Origin of the sequence: Pseudomonas sp. FP2254, assembly GCF_030687695.1 — a bacterium.
GTDB classification, from domain to species: domain Bacteria; phylum Pseudomonadota; class Gammaproteobacteria; order Pseudomonadales; family Pseudomonadaceae; genus Aquipseudomonas; species Aquipseudomonas quebecensis.
Map to the genome: position 1 here is coordinate 1391163 of NZ_CP117444.1, position 23367 is coordinate 1414529.

Here is a 23367-nt window from a genome sequence, read left to right on the forward strand (position 1 = left end):
CCTTAACTGACTGGCATTGCCCTGGCCCGGTGGGTTTTTTTACGCCTCGCGATGGGGAAAAGGCTGTAGGTATTTGTTACCCAAGTATTTTTTTAAGTGAATACTCTAAAAAAATCCCACGCGCTGCGAGATTGTTTCTACGCTTACGGTAAGCCTGATTTCTGGCCCAGGAAGTCAGTCGGCTTGCCGTCGGGGCGTTGCGCTTCACGGGACGCAGGTGATGGGCGCAAGGAGTAGTTGTTCGATATCAGGAGAAGCAGTCCATGGCCAAGTCCTATGGTGTAGCGGGTGTGGTGACGTCATTTCTGACGCGCAGGGTGTCTTTGCGGGGGCGAAGGTTGAGTTCGGACGAAGTGGAACTGCTGGCGCAGTATCGCGCATTGACGGAGGACGATCAGGTGGCCATGCGCTATTTGATTGGCGCGATGAAAAGCGTGTCGCGGTTCTGATCCGCCCTCCAGTCAGGGGGAGCGGGTGCTCCCCCTTGTTATCACGTGTACTTGCGCTGCTCCGGTGCCGGCGGAAAGTACTGGTACAGCCAGGTTTCGCTCAAGGTGCGGTCCTGGGTGCGAATGAACAGGCGCAATTCCACCGGCTCCACGCTGTCGCTGGTCGGGTACCAGTCAAACAGAATGCGGTAGCCCTTGATGTTGTCGAGCACCAGCACGCTGAAATCCTTTACCTCGCCGTGGGAACAGGTGACCACCGGTTCGATCCCGGTGCCGGCCGGCAGGCGGTCCAGGCCGCCGCCTTTGAAGTCCACGGCAAAACGCCGTGCCCATACCTCCGGATAATGCTCGCCCGGTGCCCAGCCCTCGGTAAAACCGCCCATGCCGGAGCGGGTGGCATCCACCTGCGCCAGCGGCGTGCTTACCGGCGGCAGGGCGCTCCAGTACAGTTTGTAGCCGTAGTTGAGCGAATCGCCGGCGGCCACCGGTTTTTTCGGGGTCCAGAAGGCCACGATGTTGTCCAGGGTTTCGCCGGTGGTGGGAATTTCCAGCAAGTCGATCGAACCTTCACCCCAGGCTGTCGTGGGTTCTACCCATAGGCTTGGGCGTTTGCTGTACCAGTCCACGGTGTCCTGGTAGCTGGCGAACTCATGGTCGGTCTGCACCAGGCCGAAGCCTTTCGGGTCGGTGTCGGCGAATGCGTTGAATTGCAACTTGGCCGGGTTGTTCAACGGACGGCAGACCCACTCGCCGTTGCCGCGCCACATGGCCAGGCGGTCCGAATCGTGGATCTGCGGGTGGATGGTGTCGCACATGCGGCGCTCGTGGGTGCCGCAACTGAACATGCTGGTCATCGCCGCGATGCCCAGTTGCTCGATTGCGGTGCGCGCATTGATATGCGCGTCGATGGCCATCACGACCTGGTTGGCCTGGCAGTCGATATCGAAGCGATAGGCACCCGTGGCGCTCGGCGAATCGAGCAGGGCGTAGACCACAAAGCGGGTGGCGTTCTTGTCCGGGGTCTCGAACCAGAACTGCGTGAAATCGGGAAACTCTTCACGCTTTTTCGCGTAGGTGTCGATCGCCAGACCGCGGGCGGATAACCCGTACTGACCGGTGGAATCGACCGCGCGGAAGTAACTGGCGCCGAGAAACGACAGCACGTCATGACGGTCCAGCTCCGGCGCCTTGAACAGTTTGAAGCCGGAGAAACCCAGGTCGCCGGTCAGCTGTTTGGTGTCGACCGTGGTTTTTTCATAGTTGAACAGTGAAGGGCGGAAATGCACCTCACGCGCTTCACGCGTCTTGGGGTCGACGCTGTGCATGCGCACCGGCGTCTTGAAACCCATGCCGACGTGGAAGAATTGCACGTCGAGCTGGCCATTGAGTTCTTTCCACAGCGAATGGTTGCCGTCGTAGCCGATCGCGTTGAAGTTCTGCGGAGTCATGGTCGCCAGCGTCGGCGGCAGTACTTGTTTGGTGTCTTTGTAGGCGGTTGCGGCCAGTTGTTTGGCCTGGGCCTTGAGCGTTTCGAAGTCGAACGCCACGGCTTTGCCATCGGCGGCGCGGTTCCCGGCCCAGGCCTGGGCAGCGAGCAGGCCACTGGCCGACAGACCGGTATAAGCCGCAATGGCCATGGACGCTTTGAGCAAATTCCTGCGATGCATAGAGACAACCTGTCGTGAGCAAATCCCGCGCCGTTCCTGGCACGTGCTGGATCAGAAAATACGGTTCGGACATGCCTTCGGCCAAACGCTACGGACATTAAACAGACGCCGGATAGCTTAAGCGGTTCGGTGGAGGAGGAAAATTGATTGGTGGCGGGGTGATGGCATTGCAAATGCGACAAGACATTTCCGGGGCTGTGGACGAACACATTACTCAAGAATTATGAAAATCCAATGTGGGAGCAGGCTTGCCCCCTGATAGCGGTGTATCAGCCAACTATTTCAGTGCTGACCCACTGCTATCGGGGGCAAGCCCCCTCCCACAAAGAGTTTTGTATTGTCTGTCAGAGGTGTGTTTCAGGCCACTTCGCCCACGGCTCGGTACGCCTCGTCGATCGCCGCATGGGCGTACGCACTCCACGCCGCGTCCGAGTTGGCGATGCTCACATGCCCCAGGGGTTTGCGCGCCAGGTTCATCAGCGCTTCGCTTTCGTCGGCGTCATCGAACAGGCTGTTGGAAAAATACGCATAGCCGTGGGACCAGCGATTCACTGTGATCGCCAGAATATCCGTCTCATGGTTGAACCCGCCCGGGCCGAGCATGCGTTGCAGTTGGTCACGCAACTGCGCTTCCAGTTGCTCGAATGTCTGCCCATACAAGCGGCCACGTCCGGCGCGGGCCTGATCGCGGGCGTTCATGCCGCTGTTGGGGCTGGTGGGCACGTAGACCATATGCAGGCCGATGGGTTGCGTGGGGTCGCGCGGGTGGTCGTAACCGCCCATGCTCACCGGGTAGTCCAGTTTGATGCGGCTGTACGGCTGGGTGGCCGCGTAGATTTCATGCACCCCCAGCTTCTGAAACGCTTGCCAATTTCGGATCACTACCTTGGTGTACACCAGCGGGAATTTCACGTTCTGGCTCAAGGCGTGGGCCTGAGGCGCGGGCAGGCCTTTGAGCAGGTAAGGAATCATCATGTTGTAGCAGGCCAGGATGCAGCGTTTGCCGCGCACCTGTGCGAGTTGTCCGCCTCGGCTGTAGCCGATATGCACGCCATCGCCGACATTGCGCACGCTCACCACCGTGCTGTTCAAACGCAGGCGCACCGGTGCCTTGGGTTGATCGAGCCTGGCGTAGTCGAAGGCCGCCAGCACGATATCGTCCATGCTGTGCCCTGGCGCCACCCCGGGAATCAGGCTGCGCACCAGGAGGCGTGCGAGCGACGCATTGCCGTCCGGGAAATGATAGATGTAGGGCTCTTCCATTTCTGCGGCGGCTTCTTCGCTGATAGGCGCCAGATTCATTCCGCCAAAACCTGGGAAACCCACATTGTAGGCATCGGAAGCAGCCACGGCATCGATGCTCAAGGCCATGAAGTCGTTGGTACGGCTCTGAAAATACTTCACCGCGCCTTCCGACAATCCCACGTTCTTGAGCAGGAAATCCCGGTAGCTGGTGGCTGCCAGGTAGTCAGCCTTTTCCTTGGCATTCTTGCCGGGCAGGTAGTCCCTGGGGGCGGTGTGCAGCTCGATCAGCGCCTGGCGGTCGGCGGTCGGCAGTGGGAAGTCATTGATGAAGTCACCGAGGGCACGCGCATGCAACTGGTCCGGGGCGATGTCGTCAGCCACCATCGGCGTCGGGTCGCCGGTCACCAGTTTGTCTTCGCCGAAATTCTCCTTGTCGAAGAACACCCCGCGCGACAGCCCCAGGTTTGGGTAGAACTGGCGGTCGAAGGCCGTTTCGAAGCGCTTGATAGTCACCCCGAGTTTTTTCAGCAGGCCGTTCACCGGTTTGCTGAACAGGTGGTTGGGCGACTGGAAGGCCTCACTGCCGCCGTAGCCGATGATCATGCGGCCGCCGGCCTGGAACTCATTGCGCTTGGCGTGGCCGCCGAAGTCGTCGTGGTTCTCCAGGATCAGGATTTTCGCATTCGGATGTTTCTCGCGGTAGAACCACGCCGCCGACAAGCCGCTCAGGCCACCGCCGATCACCACCAGGTCATAGTGCTCGGTGATGGGCAATTTATCGGTGTCGAAGACTTTCTTTTCCCAACCCATCTGGTGCGCCACTTCGAAGGCGCCGACATGGCTGCCGCGCAGGCCGGTGAGGGCGGGTGGGTAATAGCGACCGTCGGGCGCGGCCCGAAGGATCTGCAGCGGCGTCATGCCGGCAGCGACGGTGATGGCGACGCCGTTGAGGAAGTCGCGGCGGGTGATGTCCATGGGCAATCCTGAAAATTATTGTTATGAGCCCCCTGCAAGCGCCTGCGTGCAGGGGGGGGCGGCGAATCAGTGCTTGAACATCACATGCCGGACCGTGGTGTAGTCCTCCAGGCCATACATGGACATGTCCTTGCCATACCCCGACAGTTTCTGACCGCCGTGGGGCATTTCGCTGACGAGCATAAAGTGGGTATTTACCCAGGTGCAGCCGTACTGCAGGCGCGCGGCCAGGCGATGGGCGCGGCCTACGTCGGCTGTCCATACCGACGAGGCCAGGCCGTAGTCCGAATCGTTGGCCCAACCCAGCACCTGGGCTTCGTCGTTGAACTTGGTCACTGACACCACTGGCCCGAACACCTCGCGGCGCACGATTTCGTCGTCCTGCTGGGCGTCGGCCAGCACGGTCGGTTCAAAGAAGAACCCATTGCCCTCCACGGCCTTGCCGCCGGTGATCAAACGGATATGCGGTTGTGCCACGGCACGTTCGACAAACCCGGCCACGCGGTCGCGGTGTTGCGCGGTGATCAATGGCCCCAGCTCGGTGTTCGGGTCATCCTGCAAACCGTACTTGATGCTGGCGACCGCCGCGCCGAGCTTCTCGACAAACGCGTCGTAGATGTCCGCCTGGGCATAGATGCGGCACGCCGCCGTGCAGTCCTGGCCGGCGTTGTAGAAGCCGAAGGTGCGGATGCCTTCAACGGCGGCGTCGATGTCCGCATCGTTGAAGATAATCACCGGTGCCTTGCCGCCCAGCTCCATGTGCATGCGTTTCACGCTGTCGGCAGTGTTGGCGATGATGTTCGCGCCGGTGGCGATGGAACCGGTCAGTGACACCATGCGTACTTTCGGGTGCTGCACCAGTGGGCTGCCCACGGTCGGGCCACGGCCGAACACCAGATTGAGCACGCCGGCCGGGAAGATCTCCGACGCCAGTTCCACCATGCGCAACGCCGTCAGTGGGGTTTGCTCCGACGGTTTGAGCACCACGGTATTACCGGCGGCCAGGGCCGGGGCGATTTTCCACGCGACCATCATCAGCGGGTAGTTCCACGGCGCGATGGACGCGATCACGCCTACCGGATCGCGGCGGATCATCGAGGTATGGCCGGGCAAGTATTCGCCGCCGGCCGAACCGCTCATGCAGCGGCTGGCGCCGGCAAAAAAGCGGAACACGTCGGCAATCGCCGGGATCTCGTCGTTGAGCGCGGCGCTGTAGGGTTTGCCGCAATTGTCCGACTCCAGTTTGGCCAGCTCTTCACCGTGGGCTTCGATGGCGTCGGCCAATTTGAGCAACAGCAGCGAGCGGTCCTTGGGCGCGGTCTGCGACCAGTTCTCAAACGCGGCATCGGCGGCCCGCACGGCGGCGTCGACCTGGGCTTCGCTGGCTTCGTTGATTTCCACCAGCACACGGCCCAGGGCCGGGTTGAACACCGCTTGTGCCGGGCCTTCGCCTTGTACCAGTTGGCCGTTGATCAGCAGTTTGGTTTGCATGATTGAGTCCTCCAAAAAACGCGTGTTATTTCCCTGAAGAAACCGGATTTAAATGTGGGAGGGGGCTTGCCCCCGATGCCAGTGGTTCAGTGACAGCTGTGTTGGCTGTCACACCGCTATCGGGGGCGAGCCCCCTCCCACATTTGAACCGCGTTCCTTCAGTGGCCAAGTTATTTACCGCCACTCCCCGCCACGCTTTCACCGCCGCGGGTCAAGTAATAAGCGCCCAGGATCGGGAACATCGTCACCAGCATCACCAGCATCGCCACCACGTTGGTCACCGGCACATCCCGTGGCCGGCTCAACTGGTTGAGCAACCACAGCGGCAAGGTGCGTTCATGCCCGGCGGTGAAGGTGGTGACGATGATTTCGTCGAACGACAGCGCAAACGCGAGCATGCCGCCGGCCAGCAACGCCGAGCCCAGGTTGGGCATGATGATGTAGCGGAACGTCTGCCAGCCGTCGGCGCCCAGGTCCATCGACGCCTCGATCAGGCTGTGGGAGGTGCGGCGCAGGCGCGCGATGACGTTGTTGTAGACAATCACCACGCAAAAGGTCGCGTGGCCGACGATGATGGTGAACATCCCCGGCTCGATGCCCAGGGTCTTGAACGTCGCCAGCAGAGCGATACCGGTGATGATCCCCGGCAGCGCAATCGGCAGGATCAGCATCAGCGACACGCCCTGTTTGCCGAAGAACTCCCGTCGATACAAGGCCGCCGAGGCCAGCGTGCCGAGCACCATGGCGATCAGGGTGGCGATGGCAGCGATCTGCAGCGACAACTTGATCGCTTCCAGCACGTCGGACCGTGCGAACGCCACGCTGAACCACTTCAGGGTAAAGCCCTGGGGCGGAAAGCTGAACGCGGCTTCTTCGGTGTTGAAGGCGTAGAGGAAGATGATCAGGATCGGAAAGTGCAGGAACAACAGGCCGCCCCAGGCGGCCATGCGCAGACCAAGAGTGGCTTTTTCAGAGTGCATCGAAGGCCCCCAGGCGTTTGACGATGGACAGGTAAATCGCGATCAGCACGATCGGCACCAGGGTGAACGCCGCCGCCATGGGCATATTGCCGATGGCACCTTGCTGCGCGTACACCATGCCGCCGACGAAGTAGCCCGGCGGGCCCACCAGTTGCGGCACGATAAAGTCGCCCAGGGTCAGCGAGAACGTGAAGATCGACCCGGCGGCGATCCCCGGCACCGACAGCGGCAGAATCACCTGCTTAAAGGTCTGGCGCGGCTTGGCCCCCAGGTCGGCCGAGGCTTGCAGTAACGACGGCGGCAAACGCTCCAGGGACGCCTGAATCGGCAGAATCATGAACGGCAGCCAGATATAGACGAACACCATGAACCGTCCCAGGTGCGAGGTGCTCAAGGTGCTGCCGCCCACGCCGGGGATGCCCAGCACGAAATGCAGCAGCGGCTCCAGCCCCAGGTGCTGCACAAACCACTGCGCCACGCCGCCCTTGGCCAACAGCAAGGTCCAGGCGTAGGCCTTGACGATGTAACTGGCCCACATCGGCATCATCACGGCGATGTAGAAAAACGCCTTGGTCTTGCCGGTGGTGTAGCGCGCCATGTAGTACGCAATCGGGAAGGCGACAATGGCGCTGGCGATCGACACCACGATCGCCATGCTCAGGGTGCGCAGGATGATGTCGAAGTTCGACGGCTGGAACAGCGCGGCGAAGTTGGCCAAGGTGAGGTCTGGAGTGACCGCCATGGTGAAGTCATCGAAGGTGTAGAAGCCTTGCCACAGCAGGGTCAGCAACGACCCCAGGTAGATCGCGCCGAACCAGATCAGCGGCGGCACCAGCAGCATTGCCAGGTACAGGTTGGGCTTGCGGTACAGCAGGTTGGAAAACCTGCGCATCGGCGCGTGTTGGGAAAGGGCCAGGCTCATGTCACACCTCGCCTGCGCTGTCAGTCAGCGGCGTCATGGCTTCCCGCGCCCAACGCGCGGTGAGGGGCTGGCCGACCTGATGGGCGCCGCTGGTGTCCAGCCACTGGTTGTTGGCCTGGCTGATGTTCAGGGTCTGGCCGTTGTCCAATTTCAGCTCAAAGCGGGTGGCGCTGCCCTGGTACTGGATGTCATGCAGCACGCCGCTGATCTCCACATCACCGGCGCCCAGCGGGCCTTCGGCAAACCGCACGTGCTCCGGGCGGATCGAAAACGGCTGGGCGCTGCCGCCCAGGCGCCGGGCCAGTTCGCCGCGGATCACGTTGGAGGTACCGACGAATTCGGCGACGAACGCCGTGGCCGGTTTCATGTACAGGTTGCGTGGAGTATCGACCTGTTCGATACGGCCCTTGTTGAACACCGCCACGCGGTCGGACATCGACAGCGCTTCGGTCTGGTCGTGGGTCACGAAGATAAAAGTGATGCCGAGCTGGCGTTGCAGCTTTTTCAGCTCGCTTTGCATTTGTTCGCGCAGCTTGAGGTCGAGGGCGCCCAATGGCTCGTCGAGCAACAGCACGCGCGGACGATTGACCAGCGCCCGGGCCAGGGCTACCCGTTGGCGTTGGCCGCCGGAGAGCTGCACGGGTTTGCGCTCGCCGTAGCCGCCCAGCGCCACCATGCCCAAGGCTTCCTCGGCGCGGTTGAGGCGTTCGGCCTTGCCTACGCCCTTGACCTTCAGACCGTAGGCCACGTTGTCGCGCACATTCATATGGGGGAACAGTGCGTAATCTTGGAACACGGTGTTTACGTCGCGCTGATACGGCGGCAGGCCGGCGGCTTCCTCGCCATGAATGCGGATCGAGCCGGCGCTCGGTTGCTCGAAACCGGCAATCAGGCGCAGGCAAGTGGTCTTGCCCGAGCCGGAGGGGCCGAGCATGGAAAAGAACTCGCCGTCCTGGATATCGATGGACACCCGGTCAACGGCCTTCACTTCGCCGAATTGACGGGAAACGTGGGTGAATTGGACTGCAAGCGTCATGGTGCGGTGCTCCAAAAAGGCGCGGGTCGTCGCAGCGGCCCGGCCTGGACTTCTGAAAAAACAAAACATCTGTGAGTGCGGTCAACGTGGGAGGGGGCTTGCCCCCCCCTCCCACAGGAGACCTTCAAATAACCTGAAGGTCGTTACCGGCCGCCCATGATCGCGATGTAATCCTGGGTCCAGCGGCTATACGGCACGAACTTGCCACCCTCGGCCTGCGGGGTTTTCCAGAAGGCGATTTTGTCGAATTGGTCGAAGCCATTGGTCTTGCAACCCTCGGCGCCGAGCAGTTCGCTCTCCTTGCACGCGGCCGGCACCGCCGGCAGCGAGCCGAACCATGCGGCGACATCGCCCTGCACCTTCGGCTGCAGCGACCAGTCCATCCACTTGTAGGCGCAGTTGGGGTGTTTGGCCTCGCTGTGCAGCATGGTGGTGTCGGCCCAGCCGGTGGCGCCTTCCTTGGGAATAGTCGAGGCGATCGGTTGTTTCTCGTTGACCAGCCCGTTGACCTGATATGGCCAGGCGCTGGAGGCCACCACGCCCTCGTTCTTGAAGTCACTCATCTGCACGGTGGTGTCGTGCCAATAGCGGTGAATCAACGGTTGCTGGGCACGCAGCAGGTCAAGCACGGCCTTGTACTGGGCTTCGGTCAGTTCGTAGGGGCTCTGGATGCCCAGCTCCGGCTGGGTGGCCTTGAGGTACAGCGCCGCATCGGCAATGTAGATCGGGCCGTCATACGCCTGCACGCGGCCCTTGTTCGGCTTGCCGTCCGGCAGGTTCTGCGGGGCGAACAGCACGCTCCAACTGGTGGGTGCGGTCTTGAACACGGTGGTGTTGTACATCAGCACATTCGGCCCCCACTGGTACGGGGTGCCGTAGGTCTGCTGGCCGACCACGTACCACGGCGCATCCTTGAGACGCGGGTCGATGTTTTTCCAGTTGGGAATCAGCGCCGTATTGATCGGCTGCACACGCTTGCCGACGATCAACCGCAGCGACGCATCGCCGGAGGCGGTCACCAGGTCATAGCCGCCTTTGGCCATCAGGCTGACCATTTCGTCAGAGGTGGCGGCGGTTTTCACATTGACCTTGCAGCCGGTTTCCTTCTCGAAACCGCTGACCCAATCGTAGGCTTTGTCGCTTTCGCCACGTTCGATATAGCCGGGCCAGGCGACGATATCCAATTGGCCTTCGCCGGCGCCGAGTGCTTTGAGCGGTTCGGCGGCCTGCAGGCTGGCGCTGGCCAGCAGCGCGGTGGTCAAGGCACTGAGCAGTGCGGTCTTGTGCGCGGACATGGGGGTTCCCTCTTCTTTAATTATGGTCGGGGCAGTGTGTGAAGCCGTGACGCATGAGCTTAGTTGTTGTTTTAAAGGTGCTGACCGTGACGCGCCATGATGTGGCGCACCACGCTGTAGTCTTGTAGTGAGTCGCTCGACAGATCTTTCCCATACCCCGAACGCTTCAAGCCGCCATGGGGCATTTCGCTGACCAGCATGAAATGGCTGTTGATCCAGGTGCAGCCGTATTGCAGGCGCGCGGCCACTTGCATGGCTTTGTCCAGGTTCTGGGTCCACACCGACGAAGCCAGGCCGTATTCGGAGTCGTTGGCCCAGTCCACCGCTTGCTCCAATTCATCGAAGCGGGTCACGGTGACCACCGGGCCGAACACTTCGCGCTGGACGATTTCATCGCCTTGCTTGCAACCGGCCAGCAGCGTGGGTTGGTAGTAGAAACCGGCACCGGAATGCACCGCGGCGCCAGTGACCCGTTCGATGTGGGGCTGGCCGAGGGCGCGCTCGACGAAACTGGCGACGCGGTCGCGCTGGCGTGTGCTGATCAGCGGGCCGAGTTCGTTATCGGCATCGCGTTTGCCGGCAAAGCGCAGGCTGCTGACAGCGGCGCCCAGTTCGGCGACCAATTTGTCGTGAATCCCGGCCTGGGCGTAGATGCGGCACGCGGCGGTACAGTCCTGCCCGGCGTTGTAATAGCCATAGGCGCGCACACCCTCGACCACGGCCTGCAGGTCGGCGTCGTTGCACACGATCACCGGCGCCTTGCCGCCCAGTTCCAGGTGCGTGCGTTTCAGGGTCTTGGACGCGGCTTGCAGAATCTTCTGGCCAGTGACGATATCGCCGGTCAGCGACACCATGCGCACCTTGGGGTGGCTGACCAGATGGCTGCCAACGCCTTCGCCGCCGCCGCAAAGAATGTTGATCACCCCGCGTGGCAACAGCGCTTTTAGCACGGGCGCCAGGGCCAGGATCGACAACGGCGTGTGTTCCGACGGCTTGAACACCAGGGTATTGCCGGCGGCCAGGGCCGGGGCGATCTTCCACGCGGCCATCATCAGCGGGTAGTTCCACGGCGCAATCGAGGCCACCACGCCAATCGGGTCGCGCCGCACCATGCTGGTGTAGCCCGGCAGGTATTCGCCGCTCAGTTGGCCGGTCTGGCAACGCACCGCGCCGGCGAAGAAACGGAACACGTCCACCGTCGCGCTCAAATCATCCTGGCGCGCCAGATGCAACGGCTTGCCGCAGTTCAGCGATTCCAGGCGGGCCAGGTAGTCGGCTTGTTTTTCGATGGCATCGGCGATGCCCAGCAGCAGGTTGGAGCGTTGCTGCGGCGTGGTGCGTGACCAACCGGCAAATGCACGATGGGCGGCGAGGATGGCGCTTTCGACTTGCTCGGTGCTGGCTTCGGCGATGTGAGTCAGCACGTCACCGGTGGCCGGGTTGAGGATCGGCTCGACAAATCCTTGGCCCTGAACCAATTCGCCGTCGATCAGCAACGCAGTGAGCAGCGGGGTGGGCGCGCCGGACATTTTTCGCGATCTCTTTTCTTGTGTGGCCATGGGCGTTCTCTTACAAGGCGCCCGGCTTTCTCTTATGGATGAGCCGAGAGTAGAGCGCGGGCGCGAGGTCAACAAATACTAAATACTGAATGCAGCATTCGATTAAATAGATGGCTTGCGTGGGTGTGGCTGTTCGCGCGCCACGGTGAGGAACGGGTCCACTAGGGTTGGCCGTGCGGTGCCACGGCGCCAGGCCAGGCCCACGTCGAGGGTCTGGCTGAGGTCGGCAATCGACCGCGCTTCGATGATGTCGCCTTCCAGCGACCATGGGCGGTAGGTCATGTCCGGCTGGATCGACACCCCCAGGCCCGCCGCCACCAGGCTGCGCACCGCTTCGGTGGAGGCCGTGCGCAGGGTCACGCGCGGTTGCAGGCCGGCGCCGGCCCACAGGCGCTGGGCGTTATGGTCCATTTCGTCGACGTTCAGTTGAATCAACGGTTCGCGCGCCACGTCGGCGAGGTTGATGCTGTCGTGTTCCAGCAATGGATGCTGCGCCGGCAGCCACAGGCGATGGGGCGAATGGGTCAGGACTTCGGTCTGCAGGGCGTGACGATCTTCAAGGTTGGAGAGGATCAGCACACCCACGTCGATTTCGCCGCTGACCAGTAAGTGCTCGATATACGGCCGCTCGTCTTCCATCACGCGGATTTCCACATTGGGGTAGGCGCGTTGGAAGCGAGTCAGCAGGTCGGCCAGATAATAGCCGGCCACCAGGCTGGTCACGCCGATGATCAATTGCCCGGCTACCTGGTCGGTGCTCTGTTGCAGGCTGCGCTTGGCGTTGTCGACGGTGGCGAGAATCAGGTGCGCCTGACGCAGGAACTGATGGCCCTGGTGGGTCAGGGTCATGCCCTTGGCGTGGCGATTGAACAGGTTGACGCCAATCTCCTGTTCCAGTTGCTGGATCGCCAGGGTCAGAGTCGACTGGGAAATGAACGCAGTCTGCGCTGCGGCGGAGATCGAGCCGGTCTCGGCCACCGCAATGAAGTGGCGAATTTGACGCAAGGTCATCATGCGGGAATTACCAGAAGGCTGTTTTTATAGATGTGCGCGAGTGTATATCGGTTTTAGCGAAGGGCAGCGGCGTTACATCTGGAAGCACTCTAGATCCAGGCTTTTTGGCACTTAGTTTTACGCTGGCGGCCTATTGGTCCTATGAACTCAAGTATCTGGAGGCTGTTATGAACACCCGTGGATTGCTCGATCAGTTGCTCAAGTCCGGCCAGGACATGTTGCAGAACAAGGCCGGCGGCCAGCGTAAACAGGAAGACAAGGGCGCCTTGGGCGGTCTGCTCGGCGGTGGCGGCCTGGGCAGTCTGCTCGGTGGCTCCGGTGGCGGGGCCCTGGCGGCCGGTGCCATGGGGCTGTTGCTGGGCAACAAGAAAGCCCGCAAATTCGGCGGCAAGGCGCTGACCTACGGCGGGCTGGCCGCCTTGGGCGTCATCGCCTACAAAGCCTACGGTAACTGGCAGGCGCAACAGGCCAGCGCGCCCCAGGGCGAGCCGCAGACCATCGACCGTCTGCCACCGGCCCAGGCCGAGCAGCACAGTCAGGGCATCCTCAAGGCATTGGTCGCGGCCGCCAAGGCCGACGGGCATGTGGATGAGCGCGAGCGCGCACTGATCGAAGGCGAATTCACCAAGCTGGACAACGACCGCGAATTGCAGCATTGGCTGCACGCCGAACTGAACAAGCCCTTGGACCCTGCCGATGTCGCCCGCGCCGCCGGCACCCCGGAAATGGCCGCCGAGATGTACATCGCCAGTGTGATGCTGGTGGATGAGGAAAACTTTATGGAAAAGGCCTATCTGGATGAATTGGCGCGCCAGCTCAAACTGGAGCCGGGCTTGAAGCTGGAACTGGAAAAGCAGGTACGCCTTAACCCATAACCACCGGTTTCAAACAAAGTATGGGAGGGGCCTGCCCCTCCCACCGACGTTTTAGTGTTTATGTCGGTACCCCACCAAAACCCATTCATAAATGAGCGCTGCTGCTCAGCTATACTCCCCCCCATTTGAATGGGCCTTCGAGGAATTACTGTGAAGAACTGGACCTTGCGCCAACGGATCCTGGCAAGTTTTGCGGTCGTTATCGCCATCATGCTGTTAATGGTCGTGGTCTCTTATTCACGGTTAATGAAAATCGAAGCCGGGCAAGAGGCCGTGCGCGATGACGCGGTGCCGGGGGTGTATCTCAGTTCCATGATCCGCAGCGCGTGGGTCGACAGTTATCTGCTGACCCTCGATATCATCGGCATGCGTGAAGACAAGACCCTCACCAGCGCCGACAAGAGCGATTATCAGAGTTTTGAAAAGCGCATCGAACAGCAGATGGCCAACTACGAGAAAACCATCGGCAACCAGGCCGACCGCATGGAGTTCGATAACTTCAAGGCTGCGCACATCAATTACAACAAGGTTCTGGCTCAGGTGATCGAGCGCATCCAGGCCAATGATTTACCGGCCGCGCACGACCTGCTCGAAGAGCAACTGACGCCCGTCTGGACCGAAGGCCGTATGAAGCTCAATGACATCATCACCGAAAACAAAGGCGTGTCCGACAACGCCACCTCCGCTATCGATGAAGCCGTAGCTGCCGCCAAAGTCAGCATGTTCGTGTCCCTGGCCGTGGCGATCCTCGCCGCCGGCCTGTGCGGCCTGCTGCTGATGCGCGCGATCATGTCGCCGATGCAGCGTATCGTCGAAATCCTCGAAACCATGCGCACCGGCGATCTGAGCAAACGCCTGAACCTGTCGCGCAAGGACGAATTCAACGCGGTGGAAACCGGCTTCAACGACATGATGACCGAGCTGACCGCCCTGGTGTCCCAGGCCCAGCGCTCGTCTGTGCAGGTGACCACTTCGGTTACCGAGATCGCCGCCACCTCCAAGCAGCAACAGGCCACCGCCACCGAAACCGCCGCGACCACCACCGAGATCGGCGCCACGTCCCGCGAAATCGCCGCCACCTCCAAGGACCTGGTGCGCACCATGACCGAAGTCTCCACCGCCGCCGACCAGGCATCGGTGGCCGCAGGTTCCGGCCAGCAGGGCCTGGCGCGCATGGAAGAAACCATGCACTCGGTGATGGGCGCCGCCGACCTGGTCAACGCCAAGTTGGCGATCCTCAACGAGAAGGCCGGCAACATCAACCAGGTGGTGGTCACCATCGTCAAGGTCGCCGACCAGACCAACCTGCTGTCGCTCAATGCCGCCATCGAAGCCGAGAAGGCCGGTGAGTACGGGCGCGGCTTTGCCGTGGTGGCCACCGAGGTGCGGCGCCTGGCCGACCAGACCGCCGTGGCGACTTACGATATCGAGCAGATGGTGCGTGAGATCCAGTCGGCGGTGTCGGCCGGGGTGATGGGCATGGACAAATTCTCCGAGGAAGTGCGTCGAGGCATGTTCGAAGTGCAGCAGGTGGGCGAGCAGCTGTCGCAGATCATTCATCAGGTCCAGGCGCTGGCGCCGCGGGTGCTGATGGTCAACGAAGGCATGCAGGCCCAGGCCACCGGTGCCGAGCAGATCAACCATGCGCTGGTGCAACTGGGCGACGCCAGCAGCCAGACCGTGGAGTCTCTGCGTCAGGCCAGCTTCGCCATCGATGAACTGAGCCAGGTTGCGGTGGGTCTGCGCAGCGGCGTGTCGCGTTTCAAAGTCTGATGAGCGACCTCGCGGCTAAACGCGGCGCCGTCCCGGCAGCGAAAAAAGCGTTGTTCCTGGTATTTCATATCGGCAGCGAACGCTATGCCCTGCGGGCCACCGAAGTGGCCGAAGTGCTGCCGCGCCTGCCGCTCAAGCCCATCGCTCACGCGCCTGCGTGGGTGGCGGGGATTTTTGCCCATCGGGGCGCGCTGGTGCCGGTGATCGACCTCAGCGCCCTGGCTTTCGGCACACCGGCCCAGGCCCGCACCAGCACGCGGCTGGTACTGGTGCACTACCAGCCGCAGCCCTGGGTTGCGGCGCGCCGGCTGGGGCTGATTCTGGAGCAGGCCACCGACACCCTGCGTTGCGGCCTTGAAGAGTTCCAAGCGTATGGCCTGGACAACCGCGAGGCGCCGTACCTGGGGCTGGTGCGTGAGGATGCACAGGGCTTGATGCAGTGGATCGGCGTCAACGATCTGCTCACCGACGACGTGCGTGCCCTGTTGTTCGCCGACGAGCAAAGCCTATGAGTAACGACCCGCGCTTTTTCGCTTTTCTCAAGGAGTGCATAGGCCTGGACGTTGCGTCGGTGGGCGAGGCCATCATCGAGCGCGCGGTGCGCCAGCGCAGCAAAGCTGTCGAGGCGCGCACGCCGGATGATTACTGGCAGCACCTGCAGCGCTCCCACGACGAGCAGCAGGCGCTGATCGAAGCGGTGATCGTCCCTGAAACCTGGTTTTTCCGTTACCCCGAATCCTTTGCAACCCTGGCGCGCCTGGCCTGCACGCGCCTGGCCGAGATCAACCAGATGCGTGCGCTGCGCATCCTGAGCCTGCCGTGTTCCACCGGCGAAGAACCTTACTCGATCGCCATGGCCTTGCTCGATGCCGGCCTGGCGCCGCATCAGTTCAAGGTGCAGGGCGTCGACGTCAGCCCACTGTCGGTGGAGCGCGCCCGGCGCGGCGTGTACGGCAAAAATTCGTTTCGCGGCGGCGACCTGGCGTTTCGCGAACGCCACTTCACCGAGCATGGCGACGGTTACCACATCGCCGAGCGCGTGCGTGAGCAGGTGCGCCTGCAAGTGGGCAACCTGCTCGACCCGGCGCTGCTGGCCAGTGAGGCCAGTTATGACTTCGTGTTCTGCCGCAACCTGTTGATCTACTTCGACCAACCGACCCAACAGCAAGTGTTCGACGTGCTCAAGCGCTTGACCCACGTTGACGGCGTGCTGTTCATCGGCCCGGCCGAGGGCAGTCTGCTTGGACGTCATGGCATGCGTTCGATTGGCGTGCCGCAGTCCTTTGCCTTCAGCCGACATGTCGAGCCGACCAAGCCGGCGCCGACCTTTGTACCGACGCCCAGGCCGCAACGCAGCGCGGCACCGATTCCCGCCAAGCCTCGGCCGTTCAGCACGGTGAGTGCCCAGGTGATGCCGATCCAGGTGCCGCCGTCCGAGGCGGGCACCTTGCTCAGTCGTATCGCGACCCTGGCCAACGAAGGCAAAAGTGCCGAAGCCCGTGCTGCGTGCGAACAATATTTGAGCAACCACCCGCCGGCCGCCCAGGTGTTCTATTGGCTGGGGCTGCTCAGCGATGTGGAAGGTAGCGCCCTGCAGGCGCAGGGGTATTATCGAAAAGCCTTGTACCTGGAACCCCAGCATCCGCAGGCCCTGATGCAGTTGGCCGCGTTGCTGGAGTCCCAGGGCGACCGTGCGGGGGCGCGTCGTTTGCAGGCGCGGGCCGTGCGCAGCGAGCGAGCTGACAGTGAGTCCAAACCATGAGTAGTGACGCGCTCGACACCACCGGCCTGGACCTGACCCTGGCCGACACCCAAGCCATCGACGATTGCTGGAATCGCATCGGCATCCATGGCGACAAATCCTGCCCGCTGCTGGTGGAGCATATCCACTGCCGGAACTGCTCGGTGTATTCCGCCGCCGCCACGCGCCTGCTGGACCGCTATGCGTTGCAGCAGGGCGATCATCGCGCCCACGTCGCCGAGACGGTCGACGAGGACGTGGTCACCCGTTCACTGCTCATGTTCCGCCTTGGCGAGGAGTGGCTCGGTATCGCTACCCGTTGCCTGGTGGAAGTGGCACCGCTGCAACCGATTCACTCCTTGCCCCACCAGCGCTCACGCGCCCTGCTCGGCGTGGCCAATGTGCGCGGTGCGCTGGTGGCGTGCCTGTCGCTGGTGGAACTGCTTGGCCTGGACGCCGCCGGCGCTGGCCCCGTTGGCGGGCGCAGCATGCCGCGCATGTTGATCATTGCCGCCCAGGATGGCCCGGTGGTGGTGCCGGTGGATGAAGTGGACGGTATCCACGCCATCGACGAGCGCATGCTGAGCGCGGCGTCGGTGTCCGGCACCCAGGCCAGCGCGCGCTACACCCAGGGCGTGCTGCAGTGGAAAGGCCGCAGTCTGCGTTGGCTGGACGAGGCACAATTGCTGTCTGCCGTGACCCGGAGCCTTACATGACCCCCGACCAGATGCGCGATGCCTCGCTGCTGGAGCTGTTCAGCCTGGAAGCCGATGCGCAGACCCAGGTGCTGAGCGCGGGGCTGCTGGCGCTGGAGCGTAACCCGACCCAGGCCGACCAGCTTGAGGCCTGCATGCGCGCGGCCCACTCCCTCAAGGGCGCGGCGCGCATCGTGGGGGTGGATGCCGGGGTCAGCGTGGCCCACGTCATGGAGGACTGCCTGGTCAGCGCCCAGGAAAGCCGTCTGTACCTGCAACCTGAACATATCGATGCGTTGCTGCAAGGCACCGACCTGCTGATGCGCATCGCCACGCCTGGTAATAACGTAGGGCCGGCGGATATCGAGGCATACGTGGCGTCGATGGAGCGCTTGCTCGACCCCGCGCAACCGAGCGCCGCAATCGCGCCGCCGACGGTACCCGAGCCGGCGCCCGAAGCACTGGCGCGGGAAGCCGAGCCGGCACCGCCCGTCGCCAGCGACCCGCCGCGCCAAGGCAAGCGCATGACCGAGGGCGGCGAGCGCGTGCTGCGCGTGACCGCCGAGCGCTTGAACAGCCTGCTGGACCTGTCGAGCAAGTCCCTGGTGGAAACCCAGCGACTCAAGCCGTACCTGGTCAGCCTGCAGCGCCTCAAGCGTATTCAAAGCCAGAGCGTGCGCGCCCTCGACACCCTGGACGGTCAGCTCAAGACCCAGCACTTGAACCTCGAAGCCCAGGAGGCCCTGACCGATGCACGCCGCCTGTTGGCAGAAGCCCAGGCGCTGCTCGCGGAAAAAACCGCCGAGCTCGATGAGTTCGGCTGGCAGGCCGGGCAGCGCGCCCAGGTGCTTTATGACACCGCGCTGGCCTGTCGCATGCGTCCATTTGCCGACGTACTCGGTGGGCAAGTGCGCATGGTGCGCGACCTTGGCCGCAGCCTGGGTAAGCAGGTGCGTCTGGAGATCGAAGGCGAGAAAACCCAGGTCGATCGCGACGTGCTGGAAAAGCTCGAAGCGCCACTCACGCATTTATTACGCAATGCCGTCGATCACGGCATCGAAATGCCCGAGCAGCGCAGACTGGCGGGCAAGCCGGCCGAAGGGCTGATCCGCCTGCGCGCCTCTCACCAGGCGGGGTTGCTGGTGCTGGAACTGAGCGACGACGGCAATGGGGTGGACCTGGAGCGCCTGCGCGGCACTATCGTCGAGCGCAAGCTGTCGCCGCTGGAAACCGCATTACGCTTGAGCGAGGAGGAGTTGCTGACGTTCCTGTTCCTTCCGGGGTTCAGCCTGCGCGACAAAGTCACCGAGGTCTCCGGGCGCGGCGTCGGGTTGGACGCGGTGCAGCATATGGTGCGCCAGTTGCGCGGCGCGGTAGTGCTGGAGCAGACGGCGGGGCAGGGCAGCCGCTTCCATCTGGAGGTGCCGCTGACCCTGTCGGTGGTGCGCAGCCTGGTGGTGGAGGTCGGCGAAGAGGCGTATGCGTTCCCGCTGGCGCATATCGAGCGCATGTGCGACCTGGCGCCCGAGGACATTGTGCAATTGGAAGGGCGCCAGCATTTCTGGCACGAAGGCCGGCATGTCGGCCTGGTCGCCGCCAGCCAGCTGCTGCAGCGCCCGGCGGGGCAGAGCCCTTCAGAAACGCTGAAAGTGGTGGTGATCCGCGAGCGTGACGCGGTGTACGGTATCGCGGTGGAGCGTTTCATCGGCGAGCGCACGCTCGTGGTGTTGCCGCTGGACGATCGCCTGGGCAAGGTTCAGGACATTTCCGCCGGTGCGTTGCTCGACGACGGCTCGGTGGTGTTGATCGTCGATGTCGAAGACATGCTGCGCTCGGTGGACAAGTTGCTCAATACCGGCCGCCTGGAGCGCATTGCCCGCCGCAGCCAGCAGACCACCGAAGCACCGCGCAAACGCGTGCTGGTGGTCGATGACTCGCTCACGGTGCGTGAACTGCAACGCAAATTGTTGCTTAATCGTGGCTACGAAGTGGCCGTGGCCGTCGATGGCATGGACGGCTGGAACGCCTTGCGTTCCGAGGACTTCGACCTGCTGATCACTGACATTGATATGCCCCGCATGGACGGTATCGAATTGGTCACACTCTTGCGCCGTGACAGTCGCCTGCAATCGTTGCCGGTGATGGTGGTGTCTTACAAAGACCGCGAAGAAGACCGCCGGCGCGGGCTCGACGCCGGGGCCGACTATTATCTGGCCAAGGCCAGTTTCCACGACGACGCCTTGCTTGATGCGGTGATGGAACTGATCGGAGGCGCGCGGGCATGAGGATCGCCATCGTCAACGACATGCCCCTGGCGGTCGAGGCCTTGCGCCGTGCGTTGAGTTTCGAGCCGACGCATGAGGTGGTGTGGGTGGCCAGCAATGGCCTGGACGCGGTGCAGCGCTGCGCCGAGCTGACCCCGGACCTGATCCTGATGGACATGATCATGCCGGTGATGGACGGCGTGGAGGCCACGCGCCAGATCATGGCCGAGACCCCGTGTGCGATCCTGATCGTGACCGTCGACCGCCAGGCCAACGTGAGTCGTGTGTTCGAAGCCATGGGGCATGGCGCCCTCGATGTGGTGGATACACCGGCGCTGGGCGTGGGCAACCCCAGGGATGCGGCCGCGCCGTTGCTGCGCAAGATCCTCAATATCGGTTGGCTGATCGGCCAGCGCGGCAGCCGTGTGCGCGCTGAAGTCGCGCCCCCGCGCCATGAGGGTAAACGCCAGCGCCTGGTGGCCATCGGCTCATCGGCGGGTGGTCCTGCGGCCCTGGAAACCCTGCTCAAGGGCTTGCCCCGGGATTTCCCTGCCGCCATTGTGCTGGTCCAGCACGTCGATCAGGTATTCGCCGCCGGCATGGCCGAATGGCTCGGCAGCGCTTGCGGCCTGCCGGTGCGCCTGGCCCGTGAAGGTGAGCCGCCCCAGAGCGGGGTGGTGTTGCTGGCCGGCACCAACCATCACATTCGTTTATTGAAGAACGGTACGCTGGCCTATACCGCCGAGCCGGTGAACGAGATCTATCGCCCTTCGATCGACGTGTTTTTCGAGAGCGTCGCCAGCCACTGGAATGGCGATGCCGTCGGCGTATTGCTGACCGGCATGGGCCGTGACGGGGCCCAGGGCCTCAAGTTGCTGCGTGAACAAGGTTATTTGACCATCGCCCAGGATCAGCAGAGCTCGGCGGTGTATGGCATGCCCAAAGCGGCGGCGGCAATCGATGCCGCTGTTGAAATTCGCCCACTGGATAGAATTGCGCCTCGTCTGCTGGAGGTCTTTGCACAATGAGCAAGGCCTTGCGCGGTGCTGGTTTGCAGGTGGTAATTCAGGTGACTGCAGATGAATGACTTACAGATCGACGACATCAAGACCGACGAAAACGCCGCCATGGTGTTGCTGGTCGACGACCAGGCCATGATCGGCGAAGCCGTCCGGCGTGGCCTGGCCCAGGAAGAAAACATCGACTTCCATTTCTGCGCCGACCCGCACCAGGCGATTGCCCAGGCCATCCGCATCAAGCCCACGGTAATCCTGCAGGACCTGGTGATGCCCGGCCTCGACGGCCTGACCCTGGTGCGTGAGTACCGCAATCACCCGGCCACGGCGAACATCCCGATCATCGTGCTCTCCACCAAGGAAGACCCGCTGATCAAGAGCGCGGCCTTTGCAGCCGGCGCCAACGATTATTTGGTCAAACTGCCGGACAATATCGAGCTGGTGGCGCGCATCCGCTATCACTCGCGTTCCTACATGACCCTATTGCAGCGTGATGCGGCGTACCGTGCGTTGCGGGTCAGCCAGCAACAGTTGCTGGACACCAACCTGGTGCTGCAACGGTTGATGAACTCCGATGGCTTGACCGGGTTGTCCAACCGCCGCCACTTCGACGAATACCTGGAGCTGGAATGGCGCCGCGCCATGCGCGACCAGACCCAGTTGTCGCTGCTGATGATCGACGTGGATTTCTTCAAGACCTACAACGACAGCTTCGGCCACGTCGAAGGCGACGAAGCCCTGCGCAAGGTGGCCGACACCATTCGCGAAGCCAGCAGCCGCCCGTCGGACCTGCCGGCGCGCTACGGCGGCGAAGAGTTCGCCCTGGTGCTGCCCAACACTTCGCCGGGTGGCGCGCGTTTGGTGGCGGAGAAACTGCGTATGGCCGTCGCCGCGTTGAACATCCCGCACAACGCCCCGACCGAGGGTTCGTGCCTGACCGTCAGCATCGGCCTGTCGACCATGACGCCGCAGCAGGGCTCCAGTTGCCGGCAGGTGATCATGGCCGCGGACAAGGGGCTGTACACGGCCAAGCACAATGGGCGCAATCAGGTCGGTATCGAGTGACCTGAGGCTATGCTCAACTCACTGTGGGAGAGGGCAAGCCCGCTCTTACAGTGGATTTTCATGGGAGTTGAAACCGCCTTTTCGGCTCAGCGGGCTGCCGTTTCCAGCTGTTTGCCGTTATACTCGCCGGCTTTCAAAAGTTCGCCAACGAGTGCTGCCCGCCATGGAAATCAACCCGATCCTTAACACCATCAAGGACCTGTCCGAGCGCTCCGAAACTATTCGGGGGTATCTTTGACTACGATCAAAAGCATGAGCGTCTGACCGAGGTCAATCGCGAGCTTGAAGATCCGAGTGTCTGGAACAAACCTGAATACGCCCAGGAGCTGGGTCGCGAGCGCGCTGCGCTGGCGCAGATCGTCGACACCCTCGATGAGCTGAACACCGGCCTGGCCGATTGCCGTGATCTGCTGGACATGGCCGTTGAAGAAAACGACGAAGGCGCAGTGGGCGATGTGGTCGCCGAGCTGGCCCGTCTCGAGGAGAACCTCGCCAAGCTCGAATTCCGCCGCATGTTCAGCCACGAAATGGACCCGAACAACGCCTACCTGGACATCCAGGCCGGTTCCGGCGGCACCGAGGCCCAGGACTGGGCCAACATCCTGCTGCGCATGTACCTGCGCTGGGCCGACAAACGCGGCTTCGACGCGACCATCATGGAGCTGTCGGCCGGTGAAGTCGCCGGCATCAAGGGCGCGACCGTGCACATCAAGGGCGAGTACGCCTTTGGCTGGCTGCGTACCGAGATCGGCGTGCACCGCCTGGTGCGCAAGAGCCCGTTCGACTCCGGCAACCGTCGTCACACCTCATTCTGCGCAGTGTTCGTCTCGCCCGAGATCGATGACAAAGTGGAAATCGAGATCAACCCGGCGGACCTGCGGATCGATACCTATCGCTCCTCCGGTGCCGGTGGTCAGCACGTTAACACCACCGACTCGGCCGTGCGGATTACCCACGTACCGACCAACACCGTGGTCAGCTGCCAGAACGAACGCTCCCAGCACGCCAACAAGGACACCGCCATGAAAATGCTGCGGGCCAAGTTGTACGAGCAGGAAATGCAAAAGCGCAACGCCGCGTCCCAGGCGCTGGAAGACACCAAGTCGGACATCGGCTGGGGTCACCAGATCCGCTCCTATGTGCTTGATGCCTCGCGGATCAAGGATCTGCGCACTAACATCGAACGCAGCGACTGCGACAAGGTGCTCGACGGCGATATCGACGAGTACCTGGAAGCCAGCCTGAAGTCCGGCCTGTAACACCCTCTGTGGGAGCGGGGTTGCCCGCGATCCCCAGGCCGAAGGC

The 23367-nt window shown here is 62.6% G+C and carries 19 protein-coding genes; 10 read left to right on the top strand and 9 right to left on the bottom strand.

Annotated features, from left to right (window positions below):
* The first annotated feature begins 263 nt into the window (after nucleotides 1-263).
* Nucleotides 264-449: a hypothetical protein gene (locus PSH94_RS06375; protein ID WP_181079101.1), complete on the top strand. Its 186-nt coding sequence runs from the start codon at nucleotides 264-266 to the stop codon at nucleotides 447-449.
* 41 nt (nucleotides 450-490) lie between these two features.
* On the opposite strand, the gene PSH94_RS06380 is transcribed toward PSH94_RS06375, so the two are convergent.
* The 9 genes from PSH94_RS06380 to PSH94_RS06420 all read right to left on the bottom strand — a co-directional run bounded on the left by PSH94_RS06380 (nucleotide 491) and on the right by PSH94_RS06420 (nucleotide 12633).
* Nucleotides 491-2116 carry a glucan biosynthesis protein D gene (locus PSH94_RS06380; protein ID WP_181079104.1) on the bottom strand — a complete coding sequence of 542 codons (1626 nt, stop codon included), beginning with the start codon at nucleotides 2114-2116 and terminating at the stop codon, nucleotides 491-493.
* Nucleotides 2117-2473: 357 nt separating this feature from the next.
* Entirely contained in the window at nucleotides 2474-4336 is a 1863-nt protein-coding gene (locus tag PSH94_RS06385; RefSeq protein ID WP_305436894.1) for an NAD(P)-binding protein, read from the bottom strand.
* A gap of 66 nt (nucleotides 4337-4402) precedes the next feature.
* Complete coding sequence (locus PSH94_RS06390) at nucleotides 4403-5827, bottom strand: gamma-aminobutyraldehyde dehydrogenase (protein ID WP_285427755.1); 1425 nt, start codon at nucleotides 5825-5827, stop codon at nucleotides 4403-4405.
* A 170-nt stretch (nucleotides 5828-5997) separates the two neighbouring features.
* Nucleotides 5998-6807, bottom strand: a complete 810-nt coding sequence (locus PSH94_RS06395) for an ABC transporter permease (protein WP_253510856.1) — start codon at nucleotides 6805-6807, stop codon at nucleotides 5998-6000.
* Nucleotides 6797-7729, bottom strand: a complete 933-nt coding sequence (locus PSH94_RS06400; RefSeq protein WP_305436896.1) for an ABC transporter permease — start codon at nucleotides 7727-7729, stop codon at nucleotides 6797-6799. The genes PSH94_RS06395 and PSH94_RS06400 overlap by 11 nt, the downstream gene beginning before the upstream one ends.
* 1 nt (nucleotide 7730) lies before the next feature.
* On the bottom strand, nucleotides 7731-8765 hold the full coding sequence (locus PSH94_RS06405) for an ABC transporter ATP-binding protein (RefSeq protein WP_253510863.1): 1035 nt from the start codon (nucleotides 8763-8765) through the stop codon (nucleotides 7731-7733).
* Between the two features lie 143 nt (nucleotides 8766-8908).
* Nucleotides 8909-10060, bottom strand: a complete 1152-nt coding sequence (ydcS, locus tag PSH94_RS06410) for a putative ABC transporter substrate-binding protein YdcS (RefSeq protein ID WP_181079121.1) — start codon at nucleotides 10058-10060, stop codon at nucleotides 8909-8911.
* Nucleotides 10061-10131: 71 nt separating this feature from the next.
* Entirely contained in the window at nucleotides 10132-11589 is a 1458-nt protein-coding gene (locus tag PSH94_RS06415) for a gamma-aminobutyraldehyde dehydrogenase (RefSeq protein ID WP_181079124.1), read from the bottom strand.
* A 132-nt stretch (nucleotides 11590-11721) separates the two neighbouring features.
* Entirely contained in the window at nucleotides 11722-12633 is a 912-nt protein-coding gene (locus PSH94_RS06420; RefSeq protein ID WP_181079127.1) for a LysR family transcriptional regulator, read from the bottom strand.
* Between the two features lie 167 nt (nucleotides 12634-12800).
* On the opposite strand from PSH94_RS06420, the gene PSH94_RS06425 reads away from it, so the two are divergent.
* From PSH94_RS06425 to prfB, 9 genes are all read left to right on the top strand, one after another.
* Complete coding sequence (locus PSH94_RS06425) at nucleotides 12801-13508, top strand: tellurite resistance TerB family protein (RefSeq protein ID WP_181079130.1); 708 nt, start codon at nucleotides 12801-12803, stop codon at nucleotides 13506-13508.
* A 150-nt stretch (nucleotides 13509-13658) separates the two neighbouring features.
* Nucleotides 13659-15281 carry a methyl-accepting chemotaxis protein gene (locus tag PSH94_RS06430; protein ID WP_181079133.1) on the top strand — a complete coding sequence of 541 codons (1623 nt, stop codon included), beginning with the start codon at nucleotides 13659-13661 and terminating at the stop codon, nucleotides 15279-15281.
* Entirely contained in the window at nucleotides 15281-15793 is a 513-nt protein-coding gene (locus PSH94_RS06435; protein WP_181079136.1) for a chemotaxis protein CheW, read from the top strand. The genes PSH94_RS06430 and PSH94_RS06435 overlap by 1 nt, the downstream gene beginning before the upstream one ends.
* Entirely contained in the window at nucleotides 15790-17043 is a 1254-nt protein-coding gene (locus PSH94_RS06440; RefSeq protein ID WP_266248198.1) for a protein-glutamate O-methyltransferase CheR, read from the top strand. Before PSH94_RS06435 ends, PSH94_RS06440 begins: the two co-directional genes overlap by 4 nt.
* Nucleotides 17040-17738 (top strand): chemotaxis protein CheW, encoded by a 699-nt coding sequence (locus PSH94_RS06445; protein WP_266248200.1) that lies wholly within the window; start codon nucleotides 17040-17042, stop codon nucleotides 17736-17738. The genes PSH94_RS06440 and PSH94_RS06445 overlap by 4 nt, the downstream gene beginning before the upstream one ends.
* Nucleotides 17735-20002 carry a hybrid sensor histidine kinase/response regulator gene (locus PSH94_RS06450; RefSeq protein ID WP_181079144.1) on the top strand — a complete coding sequence of 756 codons (2268 nt, stop codon included), beginning with the start codon at nucleotides 17735-17737 and terminating at the stop codon, nucleotides 20000-20002. The genes PSH94_RS06445 and PSH94_RS06450 overlap by 4 nt, the downstream gene beginning before the upstream one ends.
* Nucleotides 19999-21009 (top strand): chemotaxis response regulator protein-glutamate methylesterase, encoded by a 1011-nt coding sequence (locus tag PSH94_RS06455; RefSeq protein ID WP_305436903.1) that lies wholly within the window; start codon nucleotides 19999-20001, stop codon nucleotides 21007-21009. The genes PSH94_RS06450 and PSH94_RS06455 overlap by 4 nt, the downstream gene beginning before the upstream one ends.
* 51 nt (nucleotides 21010-21060) lie before the next feature.
* Nucleotides 21061-22062 carry a PleD family two-component system response regulator gene (locus PSH94_RS06460; protein WP_181079150.1) on the top strand — a complete coding sequence of 334 codons (1002 nt, stop codon included), beginning with the start codon at nucleotides 21061-21063 and terminating at the stop codon, nucleotides 22060-22062.
* A gap of 163 nt (nucleotides 22063-22225) precedes the next feature.
* Nucleotides 22226-23321 (top strand): peptide chain release factor 2 gene (gene prfB / locus PSH94_RS06465; RefSeq protein ID WP_098100956.1). Its coding sequence is split into 2 segments (ribosomal slippage): nucleotides 22226-22297 and nucleotides 22299-23321, totalling 1095 coding nucleotides; the frame shifts between segments, so codons are not numbered across the junction.
* Nucleotides 23322-23367: the final 46 nt, after the last annotated feature.

What these genes read in the sequence shown, in the direction of transcription:
- PSH94_RS06375 (WP_181079101.1), top strand. Translation starts at nt 264, where the DNA reads ATGGCCAAGTCCTATGGTGTAGCGGGTGTGGTGACGTCATTTCTGACG.
- PSH94_RS06380 (WP_181079104.1), bottom strand. Translation starts at nt 2,116, where the DNA reads ATGCATCGCAGGAATTTGCTCAAAGCGTCCATGGCCATTGCGGCTTAT.
- PSH94_RS06385 (WP_305436894.1), bottom strand. Translation starts at nt 4,336, where the DNA reads ATGGACATCACCCGCCGCGACTTCCTCAACGGCGTCGCCATCACCGTC.
- PSH94_RS06390 (WP_285427755.1), bottom strand. Translation starts at nt 5,827, where the DNA reads ATGCAAACCAAACTGCTGATCAACGGCCAACTGGTACAAGGCGAAGGC.
- PSH94_RS06395 (WP_253510856.1), bottom strand. Translation starts at nt 6,807, where the DNA reads ATGCACTCTGAAAAAGCCACTCTTGGTCTGCGCATGGCCGCCTGGGGC.
- PSH94_RS06400 (WP_305436896.1), bottom strand. Translation starts at nt 7,729, where the DNA reads ATGAGCCTGGCCCTTTCCCAACACGCGCCGATGCGCAGGTTTTCCAAC.
- PSH94_RS06405 (WP_253510863.1), bottom strand. Translation starts at nt 8,765, where the DNA reads ATGACGCTTGCAGTCCAATTCACCCACGTTTCCCGTCAATTCGGCGAA.
- ydcS (WP_181079121.1), bottom strand. Translation starts at nt 10,060, where the DNA reads ATGTCCGCGCACAAGACCGCACTGCTCAGTGCCTTGACCACCGCGCTG.
- PSH94_RS06415 (WP_181079124.1), bottom strand. Translation starts at nt 11,589, where the DNA reads ATGTCCGGCGCGCCCACCCCGCTGCTCACTGCGTTGCTGATCGACGGC.
- PSH94_RS06420 (WP_181079127.1), bottom strand. Translation starts at nt 12,633, where the DNA reads ATGATGACCTTGCGTCAAATTCGCCACTTCATTGCGGTGGCCGAGACC.
- PSH94_RS06425 (WP_181079130.1), top strand. Translation starts at nt 12,801, where the DNA reads ATGAACACCCGTGGATTGCTCGATCAGTTGCTCAAGTCCGGCCAGGAC.
- PSH94_RS06435 (WP_181079136.1), top strand. Translation starts at nt 15,281, where the DNA reads ATGAGCGACCTCGCGGCTAAACGCGGCGCCGTCCCGGCAGCGAAAAAA.
- PSH94_RS06440 (WP_266248198.1), top strand. Translation starts at nt 15,790, where the DNA reads ATGAGTAACGACCCGCGCTTTTTCGCTTTTCTCAAGGAGTGCATAGGC.
- PSH94_RS06445 (WP_266248200.1), top strand. Translation starts at nt 17,040, where the DNA reads ATGAGTAGTGACGCGCTCGACACCACCGGCCTGGACCTGACCCTGGCC.
- PSH94_RS06450 (WP_181079144.1), top strand. Translation starts at nt 17,735, where the DNA reads ATGACCCCCGACCAGATGCGCGATGCCTCGCTGCTGGAGCTGTTCAGC.
- PSH94_RS06455 (WP_305436903.1), top strand. Translation starts at nt 19,999, where the DNA reads ATGAGGATCGCCATCGTCAACGACATGCCCCTGGCGGTCGAGGCCTTG.
- PSH94_RS06460 (WP_181079150.1), top strand. Translation starts at nt 21,061, where the DNA reads ATGAATGACTTACAGATCGACGACATCAAGACCGACGAAAACGCCGCC.